Annotated in this window: 17 protein-coding genes; 5 read left to right on the top strand and 12 right to left on the bottom strand. The window is 73.6% G+C overall.

Annotated elements, in window-relative coordinates; translation table 11 throughout:
* Positions 1 to 22 precede the first annotated feature (22 nt).
* Positions 23 to 769, bottom strand: a complete 747-nt coding sequence (locus tag WMF24_RS41965; protein WP_437733079.1) for a DsbA family protein — start codon at positions 767 to 769, stop codon at positions 23 to 25.
* A gap of 407 nt (positions 770 to 1176) precedes the next feature.
* Here WMF24_RS41965 and WMF24_RS41960 point away from each other — a divergent pair, with 407 nt between their 5' ends.
* The gene (locus WMF24_RS41960; protein ID WP_437733078.1) at positions 1177 to 3984 is read left to right on the top strand and encodes an Eco57I restriction-modification methylase domain-containing protein; all 2808 of its coding nucleotides are present in this window, start codon (positions 1177 to 1179) and stop codon (positions 3982 to 3984) included.
* 48 nt (positions 3985 to 4032) lie between these two features.
* Here the strand turns inward: WMF24_RS41960 and WMF24_RS41955 are convergent, their stop codons facing one another.
* Together WMF24_RS41955 and WMF24_RS41950 are read right to left on the bottom strand one after the other, a co-directional pair.
* On the bottom strand, positions 4033 to 4518 hold the full coding sequence (locus tag WMF24_RS41955; RefSeq protein WP_437733077.1) for a response regulator: 486 nt from the start codon (positions 4516 to 4518) through the stop codon (positions 4033 to 4035).
* A gap of 660 nt (positions 4519 to 5178) precedes the next feature.
* The gene (locus tag WMF24_RS41950) at positions 5179 to 7440 is read right to left on the bottom strand and encodes an SdrD B-like domain-containing protein (RefSeq protein WP_437733076.1); all 2262 of its coding nucleotides are present in this window, start codon (positions 7438 to 7440) and stop codon (positions 5179 to 5181) included.
* An 825-nt stretch (positions 7441 to 8265) separates the two neighbouring features.
* Between WMF24_RS41950 and WMF24_RS41945 the strand changes: the two genes are divergently transcribed.
* A complete protein-coding gene (locus WMF24_RS41945; RefSeq protein ID WP_437733075.1) occupies positions 8266 to 9651 on the top strand; it encodes a hypothetical protein in 1386 nt (461 codons plus the stop codon).
* Positions 9652 to 9908: 257 nt separating this feature from the next.
* Positions 9909 to 11888, top strand: a complete 1980-nt coding sequence (locus WMF24_RS41940; protein ID WP_437733074.1) for a zinc-ribbon domain-containing protein — start codon at positions 9909 to 9911, stop codon at positions 11886 to 11888.
* Between the two features lie 220 nt (positions 11889 to 12108).
* Here the strand turns inward: WMF24_RS41940 and WMF24_RS41935 are convergent, their stop codons facing one another.
* Both WMF24_RS41935 and WMF24_RS41930 read right to left on the bottom strand, forming a co-directional pair.
* The gene (locus tag WMF24_RS41935; protein WP_437733073.1) at positions 12109 to 13839 is read right to left on the bottom strand and encodes a DUF11 domain-containing protein; all 1731 of its coding nucleotides are present in this window, start codon (positions 13837 to 13839) and stop codon (positions 12109 to 12111) included.
* Complete coding sequence (locus WMF24_RS41930; protein WP_437733072.1) at positions 13836 to 15656, bottom strand: OmpA family protein; 1821 nt, start codon at positions 15654 to 15656, stop codon at positions 13836 to 13838. The genes WMF24_RS41935 and WMF24_RS41930 overlap by 4 nt, the downstream gene beginning before the upstream one ends.
* A 629-nt stretch (positions 15657 to 16285) precedes the next feature.
* Here WMF24_RS41930 and WMF24_RS41925 point away from each other — a divergent pair.
* Positions 16286 to 16834: an HD domain-containing protein gene (locus tag WMF24_RS41925; protein ID WP_437733071.1), complete on the top strand. Its 549-nt coding sequence runs from the start codon at positions 16286 to 16288 to the stop codon at positions 16832 to 16834.
* Here the strand turns inward: WMF24_RS41925 and WMF24_RS41920 are convergent.
* Positions 16818 to 18206 carry an FAD-binding oxidoreductase gene (locus WMF24_RS41920; protein WP_437733070.1) on the bottom strand — a complete coding sequence of 463 codons (1389 nt, stop codon included), beginning with the start codon at positions 18204 to 18206 and terminating at the stop codon, positions 16818 to 16820. The genes WMF24_RS41925 and WMF24_RS41920 overlap by 17 nt on opposite strands.
* A gap of 447 nt (positions 18207 to 18653) precedes the next feature.
* Here WMF24_RS41920 and WMF24_RS41915 point away from each other — a divergent pair, with 447 nt between their 5' ends.
* On the top strand, positions 18654 to 19040 hold the full coding sequence (locus tag WMF24_RS41915; protein WP_437733069.1) for a hypothetical protein: 387 nt from the start codon (positions 18654 to 18656) through the stop codon (positions 19038 to 19040).
* 16 nt (positions 19041 to 19056) lie between these two features.
* On the opposite strand, the gene WMF24_RS41910 is transcribed toward WMF24_RS41915, so the two are convergent.
* The 6 genes from WMF24_RS41910 to rsmD all read right to left on the bottom strand — a co-directional run bounded on the left by WMF24_RS41910 (position 19057) and on the right by rsmD (position 24755).
* Positions 19057 to 20259: an exo-beta-N-acetylmuramidase NamZ family protein gene (locus WMF24_RS41910; protein WP_437733068.1), complete on the bottom strand. Its 1203-nt coding sequence runs from the start codon at positions 20257 to 20259 to the stop codon at positions 19057 to 19059.
* 78 nt (positions 20260 to 20337) lie between these two features.
* Positions 20338 to 21780: a trypsin-like peptidase domain-containing protein gene (locus tag WMF24_RS41905; protein WP_437733067.1), complete on the bottom strand. Its 1443-nt coding sequence runs from the start codon at positions 21778 to 21780 to the stop codon at positions 20338 to 20340.
* Between the two features lie 133 nt (positions 21781 to 21913).
* Complete coding sequence (gene truA, locus WMF24_RS41900; protein WP_437733066.1) at positions 21914 to 22897, bottom strand: tRNA pseudouridine(38-40) synthase TruA; 984 nt, start codon at positions 22895 to 22897, stop codon at positions 21914 to 21916.
* A gap of 21 nt (positions 22898 to 22918) precedes the next feature.
* Positions 22919 to 23359, bottom strand: a complete 441-nt coding sequence (locus WMF24_RS41895) for a hypothetical protein (protein ID WP_437733065.1) — start codon at positions 23357 to 23359, stop codon at positions 22919 to 22921.
* A 10-nt stretch (positions 23360 to 23369) separates the two neighbouring features.
* The gene (locus tag WMF24_RS41890) at positions 23370 to 23975 is read right to left on the bottom strand and encodes an AgmX/PglI C-terminal domain-containing protein (protein WP_437733064.1); all 606 of its coding nucleotides are present in this window, start codon (positions 23973 to 23975) and stop codon (positions 23370 to 23372) included.
* A gap of 222 nt (positions 23976 to 24197) precedes the next feature.
* Positions 24198 to 24755 carry a 16S rRNA (guanine(966)-N(2))-methyltransferase RsmD gene (gene rsmD, locus WMF24_RS41885; protein WP_437733063.1) on the bottom strand — a complete coding sequence of 186 codons (558 nt, stop codon included), beginning with the start codon at positions 24753 to 24755 and terminating at the stop codon, positions 24198 to 24200.
* Between the last annotated feature and the right edge of the window lie 4 nt (positions 24756 to 24759).

Genomic DNA, 24759 nt, shown 5'->3' with positions numbered 1-24759 from the left:
TGGCTCACGCGGCTCGCGCGGTTCACATGGGTGGGTGCGGCGCGCGCAAGAGCAGCTCGATCGCGCGGGAGATCGGCTCCGGCGACATCGAGGTGAGGCGGATCCGGCGCAGCTCCTGCCCGCCCCGGCTCAGGAACACCGCCGGCACGCCGCGGATCTCGAGGCGCTCGGCCTCGGTCCTCGCCTCGTCGAGCTGCCGAAAGACCTCCGCGCTCTCGCGCTCCGCCATCGCCTGCGCGGCGTCCACGCCCGGCAGCTCGGAGGCGACGCGCAGCAGCAGATCGTCCGTTATCGCCGGGCGCTCGCGCGCCTGGATCCGGAAGAAGTGGTCCACGAAGTCCCAGAGCCGGTCCTGCATCCCGACGGCCGCGGCCATGCGCGCGGCCTGCACGGAGCCCGGCCCGAGGAACGTGAGATTCCGGAACACGAGCTTCACCTGCCCCGTCCTCACGTGGCGCTCGAGGATCGCGGGCAGCACCTCGAGCGCGTAATCCCGGCAATGCGAGCAGCGGAGATCGGAGAACTCGACCATCGTGACGGGCGCGCTCGGATCCCCGAGGACGATGCCGTCCTGGGGAATGCCGGAATAGAGGCCGCCACCCGCGCTGACGGCGCCGGTGGCCTCCGGCTCGGGCACCTCGCCCGCGCCCTGACAGGCCGAGATCCCGAGCAGGACGGCGGCGAGCAGGGCGCCGCGCCGCAGGGCGGAGACAGAGTGTGCGTCGCGTGAATGGGCGAGTGGGAATCGTTCGAGCAGCTCAGGCTTCATTCCGGGACACACGGCACGATCCATACCCCGTCACGGACGCGCGGAGACCGGCTCACGCGCATTCCGGTAAACGGTGCTGGGCGAGGATCTCCGGGCGAGGAAGGACTCCTGTCCAGCGCGCCGGCCGTGGAGGATCTGGGGCAACAAACGGGTTGAACCCGCCTGAAACGAGCAGAACTTCGAACCGCCAAGACGCCAAGACATTGTCTTCTTCTTGGCGTCCTTGGCGTCTTGGCGGTTTATTTCTCGCTCGCTCGACGTGGTCGTTGTTCTGGGGCGCCGGGGCGTCGAGCGCGCCGGGCGACCCTCGACAGGGCCTCGGCAGCGGCCCGGCGCGCCCCCGGCGGTCCCGGTGACGGCGCGCTTGCCTGGACCCCGCCCCATCCGCAATGCTCGCGCGGCCCCGCGTGTCCGCCGAATCGCCTCAGCCAAGCGCCGCCCTGCGCCGCGACCGTGAACGGGTCGGCGCCCTCGCTCCGCCCGACGGCGCGAGGCCGTCGGGCGCGCGGCCCGCCGAGCCCAGGCCTCCGCCCGACGGCCTGGCCAGGCAGCTCCGCGAGCAGGCGCAGGCCGCGCTCGGCGAGCTCCTCCGCGGCCTCCTGACGGCCAATCCGCAGGGCGCCGGCCTCGCGCCCGGCGGCACCGCCGCCGGGCGGCGGCACCTCCATGCCGGCCTCGTGGCCGCGCTGATGCGGGTCGTCTTCCTCCTCTACGCGGAGTCGCGCGGGCTGCTCGCCGGCGGCGCGCCGCTCGCGCAGCTCTTCGACGAGCTCGAGGAGGACGTGCGCCGCGGCGGCGACCTCGAGCGCCGCCACGGCGCGTGGGCACGGCTCGCGGCGCTCTTCCGCGCGCTCGTCGACAACGGCCCCGGGGACACGCGCGGCGGCCTCTTCGATCCGGACGCGTTCCCCTTCCTGGCGAGCCCGCCCTCGCTCAGCGACGGCGTGCTCCACCGGGTGCTCTCGACCCTGCTCGTCCACGGCGGCGCGAGGGTCCACCACGGCGATCTCGAGGTCGAGCACCTCGGCACGTTCTACGAGGGCCTGATCGCCCTCGACCTCGAGGTCGCCCAGGGCGAGTCGATGGCGCTCCTGCCGTCCCACGTTGTCGTCGACCTGGAGGCGCTCCTCGCCCTCCCCGGCGCCGAGCGGCTCGCGCGGCTGCAGGAGGCGGCGGACCTGAAGCTCGGCGCGCGCCACGCCGCCGCCGTCGTCGCGGCCGGCAGCGTGGACGATCTGGCGCAGGCGCTCGCGCGCCGCGCGTCCCCGCGACGGCCGGGCCGGATCGCGCGCGGCACGCTCTACCTCCAGCCAGGCCAGATCAGACGACGAGCTGGATCGTATTATACACCACGTGACATCGCTTGTCACGTCATTCAACGCACGCTCGCGCCCCTCCTCCGTGCGGGCGGCCGGCCAGCCGCGCCCGACGACATCCTCTCGCTGGCGGTGTGCGACCCCGCGATGGGGTCCGGGGCGTTCCTCGTCGAGGCGTGTCGCCAGCTCGCCGCGCACCTCGTCGCGGCCTGGGAGCGCGCCGGCGAGGCGCCGGGCCTCGCGCCCGGGGCGTCGCCCGAGAGGCGCGCGATGGCGCTCGTGGCGCAGCGCTGCGTGTACGGTGTCGACCTCGATCCGCTCGCTGTCGACCTCGCAAGGCTCTCGCTCTGGCTCGTCGTGGAGGAGCGCGGCCTGCCGCTGAGCTTCCTCGACGGCAAGCTCCGCTGCGGCGACAGCCTCATCGGCGCCGCGCGCGCGGAGATCGGCGCCTTTCCGGCCGACGCGTCGTCGCGCGGCGGCGCCGCGGACGCCGCGGTGGAGCGGCGCGCGCGGCGCGCTCCTGCGCGCCAGCCGCCGGAGCGCGCCGCGAGCGCCGAGCAGGGCGAGCCGGCCGCGGGCGTGGATCAGGCCGCGCTCGACGCCTGGATGGCCCTCTGGTTCTGGCCGTCGGAGGGCGAGCTCGCGGCCGCTGCGCCGACGCCGGACACGTTCGCCCGCCACATGGCCGGGGCGCGCGAGCCGACCGACCCGCGCGCCGCGCTGTCGCGCCGCATCGCCGAGGAGCGCCGGTTCCTTCACTGGGAGCTCGCGTTCCCCGGCGTCTTCGATCGCCCGGAGCCGGGCTTCGACGCCGTGATCGGCAACCCGCCCTGGGTCGCGTACGTCGGCCGCGCCGCGCAGCCGATCGCGCCCGAGGTCTTCAACCTCCACCTCCGCAGGAACCCGGCCTTCCACGGCTACCGCTCGCTGCACGGCCTGTTCGTGCACCGGGCGGCGTCGCTGCTCCGGCCGGGCGGCCGGCTCGGCCTCGTCATCCCGACGTCCGTCTCGGATCTCGACGGCTACGGCCCCACGCGGCGCGCGCACGACGCGCTCTGCGCCGTGGACCCCGACCTCCCCAGCTTCGGCAGCGACGCCTTCGAGGGCGTCTTCCAGCCGTGCATGGGCCTCCTCTCGACGCGCGTCGGCCCCGCGTCTCCCGGGGCGGCAGCGGCCGGCGCCCCGTGGCCGCTCGCTCGCTCGGATCTCGACCTCGTGTCGCGCCGGCTCCTCGACCGGCTGAGCGCGCTCGCGCCGCTGCCGGCCGTCCTGTTCGGGGAGCGCGGCTTCCAGAGCACCGCCGAGGACGCCGAGCACATCCGGCGCGCGGACGTCCCCGTGCCGCCGTACACCTGCCCGATCCGGGAGGGCACCGACGTCGGCGAGCTCATCGCGCGCGCGCCGCGCCACCATGTCCACCGCGCTGCCGTGAAGGGCCGCTTCCGCAAGGACGAGGACTGGAAGGCGGTGCGCCTGCTCATCCGGCAGACCGCCCGGTACCCGATCGCCGCCCTGAGCGACGGCCTCCCGTTCCGCAACTCGATCCTGGCCGGCTTCTGCGACGCCACCTGGAGCGAGTACGCGCTGCTCTGCTACCTCAACTCCTCGCCTGTCCGTTGGTGGCACTACACCCGGCACCGGGACGCGCGCGAGGGCATGCCGCAGGTGAAGATCGCGCACCTGCGCGCGATCCCCGCGCCCCCGCCGGGTCGGGCCGACCTGATCGCCGCGCTGGACGCGCTCGGGCGGGAGCTCGGCCCGGCGAACGCGGGGCTGCCCGTCGAGGCCCGGCGCCACCTGGACGCCGTGGTGGCGACCATGCTGGAGATGACCGAGGAGGAGCGCCGCTGCGTCGCGGCCTGGGCGGCGGCGACCCCACTCCCGCGGCCGGACGGCTGAGCGCCGGCTGGCGGCCCCCGGCGGAGCGCTCGGCCGTTCGCGGCGCCGTCAGAAGCCGCCGTCGAAGCCGGGCGGGTCTTCCTGCGGGCTGTCCTTCAGGTTGAACAGCGCGCTGCGGAGATCATCGAGGTCGAACGGCTTCTCGAAGACCGCCGACGCGCCGAGGCTTCGCGCGGCCGCGTGGAGGTGGGGGTCGCCGAACGCCGTGATCAGGATGACCGGCGGCCGGCGCCTCAGCTCGGACAGGCCTTCCAGGATCTCCATCCCCGAGAAGCAGGGCAGCTGGATATCGCTGACGATCGCGTCGATCGGCTCTGGCGGCTCCTTCCCACCGAGCCAGGGCGCGACCTTGTCGAGCAGCTCGAGCCCGTTGCGCGCCTCGGACACCTCGAACCCGTCGCGCCGGAGCGCGAGGGCGAGCGTGGCCCGCATGTCGTCGTCGTCCTCCGCCAGAACGATATGCTGACCTTTGCCGAACAAGCCGCAAGGCGGGACCAAGGGCTTGTCGCCAATCCAGCTTTCCGTCAGGTTCATGGCCGCTTCTCCTTAACTTCAGGCCCGCCACCACCGCGTCCTCGGACCGTCCACCGCGGTCCTCGGCGCTCGAGCCCGCAGGATTTGCAGCGCGCGTGCCACGCTGTCGTACCTTGCGGTGAAGCGGGCTCGACGAGTTCATCGCGCGCGCGGGGCGCGTCGTCCGCGGCGTAGCGGCGCGCGAGCAGGAGTCCCCTTCCGCCTCGTAGGGGCAATTTGTCGCGAGGAGGGGCAGAACACGCGCACGCGTGGGGCACTTCCGTCTCCCTGCCTCGGGGGGCCGCACCACATCGCGCGCGCGCGGATCGCCGCGCGCGCAAGGCCGTTCCACCCTGAGCGCGAGCCGCGCGCGTCGGTGCCAGCGACGCCGTGGCGTTATGGCCGAAGAGATCGGTGAGCTTGGAACAGCCGGAACGGCCGCGGAGGGCGGGCGAGAGAACCAGCCACGAGGCTGCCTCTCTTGACGAGATCGCCCGGCGAACAACAGCGGGTGACGAGGAGGGGAGAGGGGAGGAGGGGGGTGGGCCAGCTCCGCGCGCGAGGCAGGTCGCTCGGGCGGGCGCTGGCCCGGGGGGGCGACCGCCTGGCGGTCATCCGTTGCTGTCAGGGGGCCGTCGCCGTTTCCGGTGGGTTACCGGCTCGTTGCCGGCAGGTCATCGATCAGTCACGGTGCGGCGCGCAGAGGCGACCGTTGTTGTAGGCGTCGAGCGTATCGGCGAGGGGCTGGCCGCTCGCCCAGGGCGTGTTCTTGCCGCCCTCCTTCACGTTGCTGCCGAGCGGGTACTGCTTGAGCCAGGCGTCGGCCTTGGCGATGGTGTCCTCGATGCAGCTCGACTGATTGCCGATACCGACATTGAGCTTGGCGACGATGAGGTGCTTCGCGATGATGTACGTGACGTCGCCCTTGGTCGGGCGGCTGATGATGTCGAGGAGCTGGGCCTTCGTGTAGGTCTTGCCGCCGATGGTCAGCTGCGAGACCTTCCACGCGTTCGGGTGGTTCTTCCAGTAACCGGGGGTGCCGGTGCCGGGCGCCGCGGCCGGGCACGCGCCGCAATCGGCGCTGCAGCTCGAGCAGTCCTCGAAGCCCGCCTTGCAGGTGCCGTCGCCGCACACGGGCGGGCACTCACCGCAATCGGCGCTGCAGCTGCCGCAGGTCTCGCCGGCCTCGCAGACGCCGCTGCCGCAGACCGGCGGGCAGATACCGCAGTCGCTCGGGCACTCGAGGCAGTTCTCGCCGGCCTCGCAGGTGTCGTTGCCGCAGACCGCGGGGCAAGCGCCGCAGTCGCCGGCGCAGTTCGAGCAGTCTTCGCCGGTCTCGCAGACGTTGTTGCCGCAGACGGCGGGGCAAGCGCCGCAGTCGTCCGAGCAGGTGCCGCAGTCCTCGCCGGCCTCGCAGGTGCCGTTGCCGCAGACGGGCGGGCAGGCGCCGCAGTCGTCCGAGCAGCTCCCGCAGCTCTCGCTGGCGTCGCAGGTGCCGTCGCCGCAGACGGGCGGGCAAACGTCGCAGTCGGCGCTGCAGCTGCCGCAGTCCTCGCCGGCCTCGCAGGTGCCGTTGCCGCAGACGGGCGGGCAGGCGCCGCAGTCGACAGCGCAGGTGCCGCAGCTCTCGTCGCCGCCGCAGACGCCGTTGCCGCAGGAGAGCTGGTAGCCGAAGTCCGCGTCGAGCAGGTCCTGGGCCCAGCCGAGCGACACGGTGCCCGCGTTGTCGAGCGCGCCGTCGGGGTCGGCCGTCGGCTCCTGTCCGGCGAGCGGACCGCTCGTCATGAAGTTGTCGGCGGTGATCACCACCGTGTAGGTGCCCGCGGAGAGGGTGTCGAAGAGATAGAAGCCAGGCTGGCCGGTGTAGGGGCTGTTGCCGGTGACCGTGGAGGCCATGAAGGCGCCGTCCTGGTACAGCTCGACGAGGACGCCGTTGACGCCGAGCTCGCCCGTCTCCGGCTCGTAGAGCCCGTCGGCGTCGCTGTCGAGCCAGACCGTGTCGCCGATCGACGAGTACGTCACGTAGCCGAAGTCGGCGTCGGTCACCTGCTCTCCCGCATCGAGCGACACGGCGAGCGGCTCGTGGTCGGTGGTGAGGTAGTGCCCGAGCGGGAGCGTCGCGTCATCGACGCTGACCACGTAACAGCCCGCCTCGAGGTCGCCGAACCGGTAAACGCCGTTCGCGTCGGTCGCGGTCGTCGCGAGGGGGTCCCCGTCGGCGGCGCGGTCGCAGTTCGCGTCGTTGAAGAGGTCGACGACGACGTCGGCGATGCCGAGCTCGGAGGCGTCCTGGATGCCGTCCACGTTCGCGTCGAACCACACCTTGTCGCCGATCGAGCCCTTCGGGGCCGTGTAACAGACCTCGAGGAGGGGGCGGTAGGTGAGGTTCGTGTGGGCGCTGCCCTTGTACGATGTCTTGCCGTACGGGTCCTCCTCGAGGAGGATCCCGTAATTGGGTGAGACGCCGCCCACCCACTCCCGGACCAGCTCCGTGAGATCGAGCTGCTGCCACACCGAGCCACCGGCCACGAACGACGTGAAGGTCGTCGGATCGATGCCGCCGAGGTTGTTCCAGGTGACGTCGTTCTCGGTCCAGGGCCCGAGCACCCGATGGGCTCGGACGGTCTGGGCGGTGCTGCTGTAGGTCTGAACATAGAACTTGGCCGACGCGACGAACGAGCCCGCGGGGATGGCGCTGAGCTCGAAGCCGAACAGGGCTCGTTTCTCGCCGGCCGTGCTGGAGTACCCGGTGTTCACCTCGTGAGGCGATCGGACGGCGTAGCTCGGGTAATTGCTCCAGATCTCGGCGTTGAAGATGTCGCCGAGGACGCCGCGCTGGATCACGGTGCACGTGGGCGACGGCGCGGTGGTGCTGGCGAAGCTCGTGGCGGTGATGAACAGGGTGGCGAGCGCGGCGGAGGAGGCGATTGCGATCTGCTTCATTGGTAGCTCCTTGAGGTCCTCACAGGTGAACCACTGCTGGAGCGTCATCCGAATAGCAGGCGCCATGACACACGGGTCAGGCGAGGTCGGTTTCGCGGGCTCCGGTCGGACTGAGCCCCGCGGGGCTGATCGGGATCAGATCAGGTACGCGGGCGCCTTGGCTCGGATCGGAGAGCGGATGCGCAAAGGGACAGTGTTTAACTTTGCAACTCGATGTCGAAAGTGTCCAGATCTTTTTGATGGTGATACGCGATAAATTCAGTGTTGCGTGCTGGCTTGCACAGTGACGCTTTTGGGCCGCGCGGTGACGAATTTGGGCACCGTCATGGCCAGTCGGCGTCCCCCGGCCGACGACGGCGGTCCGCGGCGCAGAGCGGCGCGCGGCCGAGCGCTGGAGCGCCGGAGCGCTCCGCGTCCGCTCTGGCCCGTTGCAGGGCGGAGGGACGAACAGGATCGGATCAGGTGCGCGAGCGTCGCGAGCGAGATTTGATGCAGAGTGCGCACAGGACCATTTTTCAAGATAACGAATCTCTGTTTCGCCTGTCCAGATCCTTCCTCGAGGCGCGCGCTTTTTGAGGCGCCGCGTCTCCCCCTGCCGGCGCGTGATGCCCCCGTCCTGCGCCACCGCCTACTCTTCCTCTGGTTACCCTGGTTCCTCCGGCCCCGGCGGCCGGGCGGGCCGGAGCGCGTTTGTCGTCGTCTTCGTCTGGTTCGTCTGGTTCGTCTGGTTCGTCTGGTTCGTCTGGCGCGTGCGTCGTCGCACCGTCGAGCACGCCGCGGGCCTGCCGGGTGCCCCCCGCGGGCGGGCGCTGCTAGGGTTCCGCCGTGCGACGCCCGCTGCTCGCCTCGCCGGCCCTCCTCCCCACACGCCTCGCGCTCGTCGCCTCGTCGCTCGTGGCCGCCTACCCGAGCACGGGCGCCGCGCAGGACCAGCCGACGCTGAGCGGATCGTGGACGGCGAGCCCGCTCACCGAGCAGTGGTCGATCGCCGCGTGGGGCGAGGCGTGCGGGCCCAGGCCGCGGCCGCAGGGCGCCCCGGGCGGCGCGGTGCAGATCCAGCAGCAGGGCTCGGAGCTGTCGATCTCGGGCGCCGGTCGGCCGTGGAGCACCGCCGAGTGCTGGGAGCAGATGCCCGGGCTGGCGCGGAGCAAGCACTCGGCGTCCGGCAACGCGCGCTCCTGGCAGACGCGCTGCACGACGCCCCCCAACGACCCCCGCCGCGCGGTCGTCACGACGACCACGCAGGCGACCGACACGAGCGTCCAGATGGTCGAGACGGGCCAGTACCAGTTCGTCATCCAGGACACGACCTGCAGCGCCTCGGTGACGAGGACGCGGACCTACACGCTCGTCCGGCGCGCGGGCGAGGCGCCCCCCGCGGCGAGCGCGCCGCCGCCCGCGAGCGCGCCGCCGCCCGCCGCGAGCGCGCCCGCCGCCGCGAAGAAGCCCGCGGCGCCGCGCGCCTGCGACGCCCCCGGGGAGCCAGCGCGCCTCGAGGTCACGCCGTCGCGCAAGCTCATGCGGCCGGGCGAGAGGTTCCAGTTCCGCGCGCTGGTGATGGATGCGGAGGGGTGCGCGCTCCCGACGCGGCCCGCGTGGTCGGTCGCGCCCGGGCCGCTCGCGTCCGCCGCGACGGTCGACGCGACCGGCGCGCTCTCGATCGGCGCCGACGCGGGCGATGGGAAGCTCGGCCTCGTCGCGTCCGTTGCCGGCAAGGGCGTGACCGTCTCGATCGAGGTGACCAGCCCCGATCGCTACGACGCGCTCCTCGCGACGAGCGGGCTCAACGAGGCCGGCGAGAGCGACGAGGCCGCGTCGGTCGTGATCGCGACCGGCACCATCGGCGGGCGCACGACCACCGGCGAGGACCTGGGGCGCCAGCGCAAGAACCTGTTCGTCGCGATCGTGGGCGGGGTGGCCGCCTGCCTCGGTTTCGCGGGGCTGATCCTGCTGCGCCGGGGCCGCCGCCGGCCCGGCGGCGACCTGGAGGGCCCGGCCTCGACGGGCGGCGACGCTGGAGAGCGCGGCGGCGCCGGGGCCGAGGAGGCGCCGGCGTCCTCAGGGGCCCCGCCCGCGGCCGGGGCGGCCATGACGCAGGTCCAGCCGGCGCGGGCGGCGCGCGGAAAGATCTGCCCGACGTGCGGCGAGCTTTATCCAGCAGAGGCGATGTTCTGCGGTAAAGACGGCACGCAGCTCGTCCTCGTGAACTGAGCCGAGGCGCACCGCGCCCCGACGATTGCGCGCGGCATCGACGCGCGCTGCGTCATCCGCCGCACCGCGCCGGAGCTCGCCGCGCGGTTGACGCGATGCCGGCAGTGCCGTCCGCGGTTCACAAAAAAAGTCGTCGCCTTGATCGGCCTCGCGACGTCCCGCTATCCTGCCATCAACACGACCGGGCCGCGTGGACGTGCGCGTGTGTGGTCGTTGAACCCATGCCCGCAGGCCGGAACGGGAAGGGCGACAATCGCATGAAGATTACGTGTGAGTCTTGCCAGGCGAAGTACACGATTGCCGACGAGAAGGTCGTCGGCAAGACGGTCAAGATCAAATGCAAGAAATGCAACCACGCGATGGTCGTCACCGGCGCGAATGACGCTTCCCCGGCGACCGCCGCGGCGCAGGAAGCGACCGCGGGGCAGCAGGGCGATCTCTCGGACGACACCGAGGCGAAGCTCGTCGCCGACGCGGGCGGCGCGGCCTCGGGGGCCTCGCCCGACGCGTGGACCGTCAACGTCGCCGAGGGCGACGAGCGGACGATGACGACGGCCGAGCTCGTGTCGGCGTACGCCCGCGGAGAGCTCAGCAACGACACGTACGTCTGGAAAGACGGCATGGGCGACTGGCTGCCGATCGCCAGCGTGCCCGAGCTCCGGCAGCAGTTCTCGACGGACGCGGCGCCGGCGGCGGCGGCTGCGCCCGCGGCGGCGGATGCTGCGGCGGCGGCGGCTGCGCCCGCGGCGGCGGCCGCGCCCGCGGCGGCGGCTGCGCCCGCGGCCGCCGCCGTACCAGCGCCTGCAGCCGCAGTGCCTGCGCCAGCGGCCGCGCCCACGCCGGCCGTGCCAGCCGTCGCGTCGGCGCCGGTGCCCGTCGCGCCGGCTCCGACCGGGCTCAGGTTCGGGCCCGAGGGCACCGTGGTGATGAAGGACGCGCGGCGCGGTCCGAACCTGCCCGGCGCCTCGCCCACGGCCGCGGCGTCCGCGGCGGCGGCGCCTGCCACGGCCGCAGCCGCGGCCTCCGCGCCGGCCGCGGATGCCGCGGCCCCGGCGGCCGCAGCGGCTGCGGCGCCGGCCGCTGCAGCCACCCCGGCCCCGACGGCCGCGCGTCGCGCGGGCCGGGCGCCCGCGGCCGACGTCTTCAGCGCCGCCGCCGAGCGCGCCGCGGAGCCGGCGGCGGCGCCCGCGCCGCAGCCCGGCGCCGAGCGGCAGGTGGGGGAGCGCAACGAGAACTCGGTCCTCTTCTCGCTCTCGGCGCTCACGGCGGTCGAGACTGCGGTGGCCAAGCAGAAGCCGGAGGAGACGCCGGTCGGCCGGCGCCCCTCGAGCCGCCCGGCGAAGAACAACGGACGCACCGGGTATGACGACCTGCTGAACCTCGGCGGCGGCGGCATCGCCTCCGCGCCGATGCTCGCCCCGCCGCCCCTGCTGGCGCCGGTGGCGGACTCGCGGCCGCCTCCGTCGGGCTCGGCGAAGTCGTCCGTACCGCCGGCGCCGCTCTCGTCGCTCCCGTCGCTCTCCCCGCTCGCGGCGCCCGAGGCGCCCGCCACGCGGAGCCGCACGGGCCTGATCGCCGCCGCGGTCGCCGTCGTCGCGCTGATCGGCGGCGTCGCCTTCTTCTTCATGCAGTCGCCGTCGCCCGAGCAGGAGACGGTCACGCCGGAGCAGGCGAACACCGCCCCGGTCGAGGCGACGCCCCCGGCGGAGACGGCGACCCCGCCGCCTGCGGCCACGCCGACCGAGACGGCGGCGGCCGCCACGCCTCCCCCGTCGGAGACGGCCGCGCCCGCCGCCTCCGAGGAGCCCGCTGCCGGCGCCGAGGCGGCCGCGGCCCCGGATCAGGCCTCGCCCGGCGCGGCGGAGAAGTCGGCGCAGAGCAGCAAGCCTGCCCCGGCGGCGGCGGCCGCCGCCGCGGCGGCGAAGCCGGAGCCGAAGCCCGCGGCGGAAGCGGCTTCGTCCGGCAGCGGGCCGTTCAACCGTGGCGCCGCGACCTCGGCGCTCGGCGCTGCCGCGGCGTCCGCCAAGAGCTGCAAGAGGGCCGGCGGCCCGACCGGGACCGGCAAGGTCAGGGTCACCTTCGCGCCGAGCGGCAACGTCACGTCGGCCGAGGTCCAGGGCGCGCCGTTCGCTGGAACGAGCGTCGGCGGCTGCGTCGCCAGGCTGTTCCGCGGCGCGCGGGTGCCCGCCTTCGGCGGCGCGCCGGTCGCGGTCAGCAAGTCGTTCACGATCAACTGAGGACAGGGCGCCCGCCCTCCAGCGGACCGGGCACCCGCGCTCCGCGTGCGCCCGGTGAGCGCCCGGTGACGGAGCGCTGGAACAACGATCCGTTGGTCGAGCGAGGGATCAACCGCCAAGACGCCGAGGACGCCAAGAAGAAGACGATATCTTGGCGTCCTCGGCGCCTTGGCGGTTCGAAGCTCTGCTCGTTTCCGGCGGGTCCAACCCGGCTGTCGCTCTAGGCCCTGCGCCGCCGGCAGAGCAGGCCGGCCAGCGCGAGCCCCGCGAGCCACCCGGCGCTTCCATCCTGGCCTCGGGGGCTCGTCGCGCAGGCGCCGATCATGCCGCTGCCGGCAGCGTAGAAGTCCTCCGGCTCCACAGCGAGCTCGGTGGGCGGCGCGCCGGCGGCGTCGCCGTTGCCGTCGGTCGGGTCGTCGCTGACCGGCGCGCCCATCGCGCCGCCGGCGGCGATCTTCGCCTGGTTCTTGATGATGTCCGGCGCGTCCGCGTCGACCGTGACCTCGAAGCGCACCGTCACGCTCCCGCCCGCAGGGATGCCCCCGCCCCGCGCGCCGTCCGCCCCCTCGCCGAGCCGGAACCTGACGGTCCGCGTCTGCGGGTCGTACTCGCCGAGATCGTCATTCGCCCTGTCCGTCTGCGGCCCGGCGCTCGGCCCGTCGACGATCGCCAGCGAGCCGGGGACGAACGTCACGCCCTGGGGCAGCGCGTCGGTCACCACCACGCCCACCGCGTCGTCATTGCCGCTGTTCGTCGCCGTGATGCGGTATTCGATCGCGTCGCCGCGGTAGGTCGGCAGCCCGCCGAGGTCCGTCGCCACCTTCGTCGACTTGCTGAAATCGGGGCCGAAATTGGAGATCGACGTCACCCACCCCGCGAGGAAATAGAGCTCCTGGCTGCTCGTTGCGACGAGCGTCGCCCGGTCGTTCCCCGGCCTGAGCTTCGCGCTGACGTCCACGATGTCGATGTCGACGCCCGACATGCTCTGCGGCGTCCCCGCGATCCTCGGGAGGTCGCCCTCGACCGACACCGGCTTTCCGAGCGCCGAGCGCGTGCTGTTGAAGAAGTTGTCCGCGGGGTTCAGCTCGTTGCTGAGCGCCTCGGCCGGGTCCGGCTTGCCCGGGTTCTGCGGGTTGAAGAACACGCTGTCGCCCGAGTTCGTGTTGTCGCCCTCGAACGCGACGATGCCGAGCTTCGCGTTGAAGCCTGCGTCGGGCACCTTGAAGCCCGACAGCTCGACCTGCTGCGAGTTCCCCTCCGAGACCCGATCGAGCCCGTCGAACAGCGCGAGGTTGCGCATCGGCGACTTCGGCGCCTCGTAGAACACGACCATCCACCAGGCCACGAACACCACGTCGTCGTCGCTGTTCCTCACGTCGACGACGTCCACGCCGCCCACCCGGTAGGCCCCGGCGCCGCTCTCCTTCACGATCGCGGTGATGTCGGCGACGGACTGGTAGTTGCGCGACTCGTTGTCCTTACCCTGGTTGATCACGGTCTCGACCGAGTCGATGGCGGTGACCTTGCCGTCGAAGCCGCCCGCGTGGTGGAGCTCGACCTCGAGATCGGCGCCGGCGGGGTTGCGCGCGGCCCAGTAGAGGTACGCGTGCGTCACCGTCGCTCCCTCGGGGAGCTCCAGCACCGCGGTCGTGCGCGCGTCCTCCGGGGCGATATCGAGGCTCGCCTCGGCCTTGCCGTCCTCGGGCGAGTCGGAGCGCCAGAGGAGATCGGGCCCGGACTCGACCGTCGACGCGCCGCAGTCGCCGACCGTGCCCACCTGGGGCCTCGGCGTCGACGAGCGGCACTCCTGCCCGATCGAGCTCCCGATGAGCGCGAAGTCGCCCTGCTGATCGACCTGCACCCGCAGCTTGGGCTCCGCCGTCGCGCTGGCGGTCGTGAGGCCCATCAGCGTGAGTAGCGCGAGACCGGTGACGCTCAACTGCTTTCTCATCGATCTTCTCCGGTTTCGACCTGCGGTTGGTACGCGGCCTTCTTGATGATGTTGAACTGGACACGCCGGTTTCTCTGCCGGCCCGCCTCCGTCTTGTTGTCGTCGAGGGGCTGGTCCCGGCCGTAGCCCTGGGCCGTGAGCCTCGTCGAGTCGATGCCGCGCCGGACCAGCGCCGCCATCACGGAGTTGGCGCGGTTCTGCGACAGGATCCGGTTGTGCTCGTCGGTGCCGCGGTCGTCCGTGTGGCCCTGGATCTCGATGAGCACGATCTCCGGGTGCTCCTTCAGCACCTGGGCCACCTCGTCGAGCAGCGGATCGCTCACGGGCTTGATGGTGGCCTTGTCCGTGTCGAACTGCACCTGCTGGAGGATGACGACGTTCTTGTCGGTGACCCGCACCGCCTTCGGGCAGCCGTGCTTCTCGGGATCCGGGTCGGCGAAGCCCTTCTCCCGCGGGCACGCGTCCTTGTCGTCGCGGAACGTGTCGCCGTCCGTATCGCGCGGGCAGCCGTTCTTCGCCGGGTCCTTCGACCGGACCCCCTTGACCTCGGGGCACGCGTCCTCGCTGTCGGGCACGCCGTCCTCGTCCTGGTCCGGCGGGCAGCCGTTCTTGCGCGGGTCGTCGTTCCGGACGCCGGCCACGAGCGGGCACGCGTCCTCCGCGTCGACGATGCCGTCGTTGTCGCGGTCCGGCGGCGGGGGGCAGCCGTGCTTGCGCGGATCGTCGCTGGGGATGCCGGCCACGAGCGGGCACGCGTCCTCGCCGTCGGGGATGCCGTCGTTGTCGCGGTCCGGCGGCGGGGGGCAGCCGTGCTTGCGCGGATCGTCGCTGCGCACGCCGGGCACCTTCGGGCAGGCGTCCTCGGGGTCGCCGATGCCGTCCCTGTCCTGGTCCGTCGGCTGCTCCGGCGTGAAGGCGGCCATCGCGACGACGCGCAGGTCCGGCGTGCCGATCCCCGAGGTGAGCCCCGGCCCGAGGCCGATGCCCGCCTCCAGGAAGGGGAGGAATCGATACCTCGCGTCGAGGAGGAGCTCCGCGTTCACCGTGCGATCGCTGATGTCCTCGAGCACCATCGCGGCGGTGAGCTCCGGCCCGATCTGGAGCCGGCCGTCCGCGGCGAGGAGGCCGACGCCGCCGCCGAGCGTGAGCATCGTCCCCTGCGCCACGCCGCCGAACGACTGGGAGCGCCGCAGCTCGGTGCCCAGCGCGCTCGACCACACGAGCCGCTCCGTGCGGCCGCCGACGGCGACGTAGGGCATCGCGCGGACGCTGCCGTCGCTCACGAACGAGTCGTCCGCGCCGGTGGGCAGCCAGAGATACGCGCCGACGGCGACCTGGAGCGGGTCGTGGTAGGTGCCGTGGAGCTGTACGCGCGCGCCGACCCGCAGGTCGCCGAGATCGGCGCCGGTCGGGGACGCGAACTGCTGGCCGCCGCCGTTCGGGCTCTCGCCCGACTGGACCGCGGTGAGGGGCGCGTCGAGGCTGAGGCTCACCCTGTTCCAGAGCGGCAGCGACGCGTTGAGCCGGAACGTGAGCTGATCGCTGACGACCGCGCCGATCTCCGCGTTGTCGCGCGCGCGCCGCAGGACGAGCGGATTGCTCGCGTAGTCGGCCATCAGCATCACGTGCGGCGTCAGGTGGCCTGCGGCGAACGGCGACGGCACGCTGAACATGCGGTCCCCGGCCGGCGCCGGGACGAAGCGGCTCAGGGCCATGCCTTCGGGCTTGACGGGCGCGTCCTGCGCCCGCGCGGGCGCGGGGGCGACGGCGAGAGCGGCCAGCGCGGCGGCCAGCGAGAGGAAAGAACAAGGTCTCATGAGGTGGCACCCTGCGTCGGCGGGTTACGCATGACGATATAAGACGCTGTCGCTGACGAGTATACAGGTCAGCAACTGACCCGTCTTGAACAACGAGCGACGCGGGCCACATCTTCGTAGCACCTGCGCGCACCTCCCCGGACCATCTGAACGAACGATGGGCTATCGAGCGCGCGCGGCGCGGCCGCTGCGGCGCTGCGCCGTCGATCGATCTCGAGGTCTCAACCTGGGTGACGCTCCGGAGCGCCGCGCGGCTCGAGGACAGGGCGCGCGCGGGCGCGAGCGCGCGAGGTCGTCGCGCCCGGCGCCCGGCGACGCGCCGGCGCTACCCGTTCGCCGCTCGGGCAGCGCGGCCGTCGGCAGGTCGCCGCCGGCTCGTCCGGGCGCGGGGGAGCCGTCCGCGGCGGCAGGGGGCGCGGCAGGCGGCGCGGAGCGGCGGCGCGGCGGCCCATGCGCGCGGAGCAGCGCGCGGCGGCGCGGGACGGGGCAGGCGGCGCGGAGCGTTCCGCGGCGGCGCGGGGGCGAGCCGGACGGCGGGCTCGCCGGGTGGAGGTCGGTCGCCATCGGGCGCCTGCGTTCTGGCGCCTGCGTTCAGGACGACGAGCGGCTATGGTTGGCGGGACACCGCGATGGGCACCCTCCTCAAGCGCGCGCTCGACCAGGCGGCGGTCTGGCATCGGGCACAGAGGCGCAAGTATCCGAACGCCGACGTCCCCTACATCAGCCACCTCGCCGGCGTGGCGGTCCTGCTCGCACGCCACGGCTTCGACGACGAGGTGGTCGCGGCCGGCGCGCTGCACGACGCCATGGAGGACCAGGGCGTCACGTTCGACGAGCTGCTCCAGCACTTCGGCGAGCGCGTCGCCACGCTCGTCCGCCACGTGACCGAGCAGGACAGGTCGCTGCCCTGGGAGGACCGCAAGCGGCTCTACCTCGAGGCGTTCCCCACGAAGCCCTGGGAAGCGCAGGCGATCACGCTGGCGGACAAGATAGACAACTTCCAGTCGATCATCGTGTGCACGCGCGATCACGGCGACCCGTGGTCGATGTTCAAGCGCGGCAGGGACACGCAGATCGCGAGGTTCGAGGAGCTGCGCGCGATGTGCCGCGCGCTGCGGCCGCACCCGCTGCTCGACGAGTACGAGGCCACCCTCGACGAGCTCATGGCGCTGGGCTGAGCGCCGGCACGGAGCGGGGGATCGAACGGGGAAAGCGGAACACCTCGCGCGGGTCGTACCTGGCCTTGACGGCCGCGAGCCGCGCGACGTTCGCGCCGTAATAGGCCGTCAGCCAGTCCTCGAGCCCCGCATCGATGTAGTTGATGTACGCGCCTCGGGTGTGGGGCAGCATCGCGCGGCGGACCCGCTCGACCCAGGCGACGTTCTCCTCTTCTTCCGCGGCCGCGGTCCAGTAAGCCTGGTATTGCAGGCTCCACAGCGCGCGCCGGTGCGGGAACGCCGTGGCGTCGGGCGCGACCCGGCCCACGGCGCCGCCGTAGGCGTCGAGCTGGACAAGGCACCTCGCGCTCGGCGCGCGCGAGAGCTCGGCGGTGAGCGCCGCGACCGCGCCCTCGTCGAAGGGCTCGTAGGCATACGCCGACGCGTTCTTGAAGCGCGCCTGCGCCTGGTGCTGGTGCACTCTCCATCGATCGGGATCGCTGCCGAGCCCGCCGAACTCACCGACCGCGTTGAGGTAAGGCATGGTGTGGATCGACACGCGGAGAGGCGCGGCCCCCCGCGCGGAGACGAGCGGCTGAAGGAGCCGGTTGAGCTCCTCGCCTGTCCCGAGCATCTGACCCACACACGAGATCTCGCCCGCGGATCTGGCCGTGAGCTTGAGGATGCTCGTCAGCCGCTCCTCGGTGGCGGGGGCGAACGACTGCCACGCATCGAGCACGCCCGGAAGCGCGTCCCACGGCCAGGTGATCCTGAAGATCGAGACATGGGAGACAGGGTGTGTCTTGAACGTGAACGAGGTGACGACACCGAAGTTGCCGCCCCCGCCGCCCTGGCAGGCCCACAGGAGATCCTGGTGCTCGCCCTTGTCGGCGCGGATCACCTCGCCGTCCGCGGTGACCATCTCGACGGCGAGCAGGCTGTCGCACGTGAGGCCGAGCGCGCGCGAGAGGAGGCCGAACCCGCCGCCGAGCGTGAGCCCCGCGATGCCCACGGTCGGGCAGGAGCCCGCAGGGACGGTGACGCCGACCTGCCCGAGCGCGTCATAGACGGTGACGAGGTCGGCGCCTGCCCCCACCACGGCGACGCCGCGCTCGCGGTCGACGCGCACGCTGCGGAGATCGCTCACGTCGACGACGAGCCCCGCGTCGACGACGGAGAACCCCTCGTAACAGTGCCGGCCGCTCCTCGCCCGGATCTCCGCGCCGCGCGCCGTCGCCCACCGGACGGCGTTCGCGACGTCCTGCGCGTCCTGGCAGAACACGATGGCGGCTGGACGTCGCGAGAAGCGCGCGTTGTACACCTCGCGCGCGTCGTCGTACCCGGGGTCCCCGGGGAGGACGACTCGGCCGGTGAGCCGCGGCGCCGCGCTCATGAAAGCTCCCTCGCCCGCGGGCGGCCGCCAGACGGGCAACGCGGCGCGCCGTCCGCGCGCGTCGGTCGATGGGCGGCGCGAGATCTGCCCAGCATGCGCCGGAACCTGCGCCCCGCGGAGGCCGCGTCAAGCTGGGCCGGCGGGCGGGTCGCCATCGCATGTGCCCGGAGGGGAGCTCCCATGAAGGCGAGAAGGTCACTATGAACATGTCTTCTCGTCTTCTCGCCCCATCGTGTTCCACCCTCCTGTTCGAAGCCGGCCACCACCGGCGGCCGCCTCGCCTGGTGTGAGCACGATAAGCACCCTCGCGCCCGTCCCGGACGCGGGGCGAGCGCGCCGCGCTCCGGCGGACGAGGCGTTCCGGGGCCGCCTGCGCGCGCCGTGGGCCGCTCTCCTCGGCACATGCGATGCACCGCCGCGGGGAGAGCTCCCCCCAAGGAGGGACCGATGAAGCTCCTGTCTCCCCGCCACCATGGGTACATCGACTACGCGGCCGTCGCCCTGCTCGCCCTCGCGCCGCTCGCGCTCCGCTTCGGGACGGTGCCGACGTCGGTCTGCTATGTCACGGCCCTGGCGCACCTCGTCGTGACGCTGCTGTCCGACCACCCGCTCGGCGCCGCGCGGAAGATCCCGTTTGCGGTGCACGGAGCCGTGGAGTTCTCCATCGCCGTCGGCCTCCTCGCCGCGCCCTGGCTGTTCGGGTTCTCCGCCGAGCTCCCGGCGCGCACCTTCTTCGTGGCCGCGGGGATCGCGCTGCTGCTCGTCGTCCTCGCGACGAGCTACACGGCCGGCATCCTCTCCCGGCCGGCGCCCTACGATCGCTACGATCGCTGAGCCGCGCGGGCGGCGCTCAGCAGGCCTCCACCGCAGCCTGCGCCTCGCGCATCACCTCGGGCCACGACGGGTCCGGCCGCGACACCTCCAGCGCGACCGACAGCGGATCCTCGCCGGCCTCGATGGCGAGGCGCGCGGCGGCAGAGCCGGTGAGCAGATCGAACGCCGGGATCGTGTCCACGTACTCGTACCGCTCGGTGCGGAATCGGAACTGCTCCGGCTGCTGCCTGCGGGCGAACGCGGTGAGCGCGACGTACGTCGCCACCGGACGGAAGGTGCGCGGGTCGGTGACGTGGATCTGGACCCCGCCGCAGATCTTGCCGGCGTGCTTCTGGAACGTGGGCCGGAACGTGAGCGGCCGCGCGACGAAGCCGAGAAGCCCCGTGGACGCGAGGCGCGTCGCGAGGTCGCGGCCGTCGAGCCACGGCGCGCCGACGATCTCGAAGGGCCGCGTCGTGCCGCGGCCCTCGGACAGGTTCGTCCCCTCGATCAGGCAGCCGCCCGGGTAGACGAGCGCGGTGTCCGCCGTCGGCATGTTCGGCGACGGAAAGACGAACGGCCGGTCCCACTCGGCCGCGAGCCCCTCGCGGCGGTGGCCCTCCACGGCCACGACCTGCAGCCCGCAGTCGACGTCGCCGAGCGGGATGCCCTCGCGCCGCGCGAAGAGCGCGACGAGCTCGCCCACCGTGAGCGAGTGGCGGATGGGGACGGGCTCGAGGCCGACGAACGAGAGGAACCCAGGCGATTGCGTCGCGCCCTCCACGCTCTCCGTCGCGCCGCCGATCGGGTTCGGCCGGTCGAGCAGCACGACGTGAACGCCCGCCGCGTGGGCCGCGCGCAGCGCGAGCAGCGCCGTCCAGACGAACGTGTAGTAGCGCGCGCCGACGTCGGCGAGATCGATGAGGAGCAGGTCGATCTGCGCGAGATCCGCCGCGGAGGGCGAGAGATCCTCGAAGCGGTCGCCGTACAGGCTGACGATGCGCGCGCCCGAGCGCCCGTCGACGTCGCTCCGCACCGCCGCCATGTCCTGCGCCTCGCCGCCGTAGCCGTGCTCCGGCCCGAAGAAGAGGCGCGGGCGCACGCCGAGCTCCTCGAGGACGGCGGCGATGTGGGTGAGCTCGCGATCGACGCTCGCCGGGTGCGCGAGGACGCCCAGGCGAGCCGATCGGATGCGCTTGAGCTGCGGGAGGTCCGGGAGGCGATCGAGACCGACGTGCACGGTACCCTGACTACCAAGGCGCGCGCGGGCAGTCCATTTGTCCGCGTCGGATTTTCCGGGGCGCTGGCGCCGGCGCGGTCAGCGCCTGAGCGCCGCGTAGAAGGTCGCGTCCCGGCGCTGCACCCGGACGAGGAGCTCGCCGTCGCGCGCGGCTTCCTCGACGGCGGCGGCGGTGGGCGCGCGGTTCCGGTCGGCCTCCAGGATCACGTCGCCCGGCCGGAGGCCGGCGCGCTCGGCGGGCGAGTCGTTCGCCACGGCGACGATCCGCGCGACCGAGCCGCGCTCGCCGCCGGGGCCGCGGGGGGCGGGCGCGTCGCGCAGGGTCAGGCCGAGGCCGGGGTGCCGGGCGGGCGCGCGCTGGACCGGGAGCGCCGGCGGCGGCGGCTCGTTCCGCGGGGCGAGCGTGACGCGGGTCAGGTACCGCTGGCCGCCGCGCACGACCTCGAGCGCCAGCGTCTCGCCGACGTTGTGGTTGAAGAGCTCGCGGATGACGTCCTGCGCGTCGCGCACGGGCCTGGCCGCGACCGACGTGATCACGTCGCCCGGCTCGAGGTTCGCCCTGGCCGCGGGGCCGTCCGGCGCGACGGCGTTGACGAGCGCCCCGGCCCGGGGCGGGCTCTGCATCGCGGCCGCGAGCTGGGGGGTGAGGTCCTGCAGGCCGACGCCGATGAAGGCGCGCTCGACGCGGCCGTTCCGGAAGAGCTGCTCCGCCACGCGGCGGGCCATGTTCGCCGGCACGGCGAGGCCGATGCCCTGCCCGCGGCTCACCACCATGGTGTTGATGCCGAGCACGCGGCCGTCGAGGTCGACGAGCGGGCCGCCCGAGTTGCCGGGGTTGATGCTCGCGTCGGTCTGGAGGTAGTCCTCCACGTCGTTCACGCCCACGCCGCCGCGCCCCTTGGCGCTGAGCACGCCGGTGGTGACCGTGTGGCCCAGGCCGAACGGCGAGCCGATCGCGACGACCCACGAGCCGACGCGCGCGGCGTCGCTGTCGCCGAACGTCGCGGCGGGCAGGTCCTTCGCGTCGACGCGGATGACGGCGAGATCGGTCGCGGGGTCGCGGCCCGCGACGCGGCCGGCGAACATGCGGCCGTCGCGGAGCCGGACGGTGATCGCGCGGGCGCCGTCGACGACGTGGTTGTTCGTGAGGATGCCGCCGTCCGGGGAGAAGATGACGCCCGAGCCGAGCCCGCGGCGCTGGCCGCCGTCGCGGAACCAGCGCAGCGGCGAGGAGACGTCCTCGCCGACGGTGACCTCGATCTGGACGACGGCGGGGCCGACCTTGTCGGCGACGTCGGCGAAGGCCTCGCCGAGGCGGCGCAGATCGGCGGCGCCGGCGGCCGCGGCGGCGCTCGTGGCGGCGGCGCGGGACGGCCGCGGGGGCGCGGCGCGCGGCCCGGGCGGCGCCTTCGGCGAGGGCGCCGGCGCCGGATCCGCGGCCGGCTGGGCGCCCGCGGGCGACGAGAGCGAGAGGGCAGGGACGAGCAGGGCGAGGGATACAGCGAGCCGACGCGAGTTCATGCTTCCTCCAGCGCGTGGGAGAGATCCTGGCCGCGGTCCGCGGCGTGGGTGCCCGGCAGCGAGGCGAAGGTAAGACGGGAAGCGCTCGCGAGCGCAACCTCCTGGCGCGCGGGGACCGCGCGGGTCACGCGGGTTACCGATCGAGCAGACGTCGCGCGCCGGCGTCGGGGCCGGGCTCGGGCAGAACGTGCGCGCCGGCGTCGGGGCCGGGCTCGGGCAGAACGTGCGCGCCGGCGTCGGGGCCGGGCTCGGGCAGAACGTGCGCGTCCGCCTCCAGCCCGGCGCCCGCCGCCGCGGCCTCGTCCGCCGGAGCCCCTGCCGGCCAGGCATCCAGGCCGTCGTCGCGCAAGGTGATCTGCTCGAGGTAGAGCCCGTCCGGCGGCGCCGTGATCCCGGCGTCGCGCCGATCCCGCGACGCGAGCGCGCGGGCGATCGCGCCGGGCTCGAGGTGGCCGCGCGCCACGTCCATCAGGGTGCCGACGAGGATGCGCACCATGTTGTGGAGGAACGCGTTCCCGTCGACGTCGATCCGGACGAGGCGCGGATCCGCAGGGTCGAGCGACAGCTCGACACCGTACAGCGTACGGACCGTCGTCGTCCGCTCGTCCGCGCTCGTCCGGAACGCGGCGAAGTCGTGGGTGCCCGTCGCGGTGGCCGCCTCGGCGCGCGCCCGCGCGAGCGCGTCGTCGGTGAGGCCCTCGACGCGCCACGCGCGCCGGCTGAGGAACGGGTCGCGGACCAGATCCCGGAGGATCAGGTAGCGGTAGCGCTTGCGGAGGCTCTCGAAGCGCGGCGAGTACCCGACGCGCACGACGGCGGCGCGCCGGATCACGATCTCGTCCGGCAGGTGGCGCGCGGTCGCGAGCACCCAGCCGCGCGGCGGCAGCGGCGCCGCGGTGTCGAAGGCGACGCGCTGATCGCGCGCGTGGACGCCCGCGTCGGTGCGGCTCGCGCCGCGGATCTCGCGGATCGCCGGGTCGATGGCGCGCAGCGCGCCGAGCAGCTCCCCCGCGACCGTGCGCTGGTCGCGCTGGCGGGCGAAGCCGGCGAACGGGCGTCCGTCGTAGGCGACCGAGAGCAGGATCCCCCGGCTGGACGCGGCGACTAGCCTCGGCACGGCACGATGGGGGCGCGCGGCCTAGCCGCCGCTCCCTCCGGCGCCGCCCGCGCCGCCTGCGCCCGTGCCCGCGCCGCTCGTGCCCGCGCCCGCGCCGCCCGTGCCTGCGCCCGCGCCGCCTGCGCCGCCCGTGCCGCCCGTGCCGTCGCTCCCTCCCGTGCCGGTCGCCGACGTCGTGCTGGACGCTCCGGTATAGGGCATGTACCCCCGGACGCACTCCTGGTTGACGAGGCCCTCCGCGTTCTTGCAGCACTCCTCGGGCGCCGCACGCGCGCCGTTCACCGTGCAGTACGGGAACTGGTGGCAGCCTTCCGGGTCCTTCACGATCCCCTGGTCGGGGTCGAGGTTGTCTGTGCAGAGCGGCGTGGTGCCTTCCTCCGCGCTGCACGCGGCGCCGTACAGCGCGAGCGGCGCAAGCGCGAGGAGGAGCAGGCTGGCCAACCGGAGGGGGAGCGTACGCATCGGCTGCTTCCTATTGCTTGATGGTGAAGTTGATCGGCACGTTCACCACGACGCATCCGCTCTGCGGCGGAGGCAGTGATTTGCCGCGGAAACGTCCCAGGACGCAAGACGCAATCTCGCCCGAGCCCACCGTGTCGTTGAGGATCGAGGCGCTGCACACCGCGCCCGTCGAGGCGACCTGCACGCTCACCGTCAGCTTGCCGGAGACCTCCGAGGTGCGCAGCGCGCGGTTATAACAACCCTGCGCCGAGCGAGCGAGCCCGAGGACGGCGGAGTCGAGCGCCGGCGAGCTCGCGCCGTCGCCGCACTTGCCGGAGCAGGGCGACTTGCCCGTCGCGGCCGGGCTCTGGCCCGACGCGACCTTGCCGGCGTCCGCGCCGGCGTCCTCGACCTCGTCGACCGGCGGCGGCGGCGGCGGCGCGAACAGCGGCGGAGGATCCGCCGGCTTGCTCGCGACAGGCACGGCCGCCGTCGGCGCCGGGGTCGGCGCGGCCGGCTCGGGGCGCATCTTCCAGTAGAGCAGGCCGGCCATGAGCGCGGCGAGGACGACCATGCCTGCGATGTAGAGACCCGAGTTGCCGGATTTTCCGGGGATCTGCTGAGACGACGGGGGCATCGATGCGGACACGTGAGAAGTCCTCCCGGAGAGGCGCGCGAGGCCGGGCCGCTTTCGGCGGGGCCTTCGAGCGCCGGAGCCGAGACGCACGTGCGTCCGGCGGGGGCGAGTCTACAAGGGCAGACAGGGAAGCGCGCCAGGAAACTGGATGCGCCCGGGATGAACACGGCGGGTCCGCGCGGGCGGGCAGCGCGCGCGGGCCCGCTCGGCGCGCGCTGCCGCTCAGCGCGTGTAGAACGAGACAGCGGTGTCGCCGTAGGTCCGGACCGCAGCGCAGGTGAGCCCGGCGATCTCCGGCGAGGGGTCGCGCCGCGCGTGCTCGAGGACGAGGCGCCCGGCCGGCGCGAGCAGGCCGAGCGGCCCGGCGAGGCGCGCGGCCGCGGCGGCGGCCCGCGCCAGGGCGGCGTAGGGCGGATCGAGCAGGGCGAGGTCGAAGGGGCCCTCGTCGCGGACCTCATCGCGGAGAAGCTCGAGCGCGCGCTCGACGGGGAGCGGGACGACCCGCGCGGCCTCGTCGAGGCCGAGGGCGGCGAGGTTCTCGCGCAGCGTCGCGAGCGCGGGCCGGCCGTTCTCCACGAAGACCGCGCGGCGCGCGCCGCGCGAGAGCGCCTCGATGCCGAGCGCGCCGGTGCCGGCGTAGAGATCGCAGACGAGCGCGCCGGTGACGTCGCCGAGCGAGGAGAAGAGCGCCTCGCGCACGCGGTCCGCGGTCGGCCGCGTCCCCTCGCCGCGCGGCGCGGCGAGCCGCCGCCCGCCGAGCCGGCCGGCGATCACCCGCATGGTC

It is taken from the genome of Sorangium sp. So ce1335, assembly GCF_051521615.1.
In the GTDB taxonomy this organism is placed as follows: Bacteria; Myxococcota_A; Polyangia; order Polyangiales; family Polyangiaceae; genus Sorangium.
This window is presented reverse-complemented; position numbering and strand designations above follow the sequence as displayed.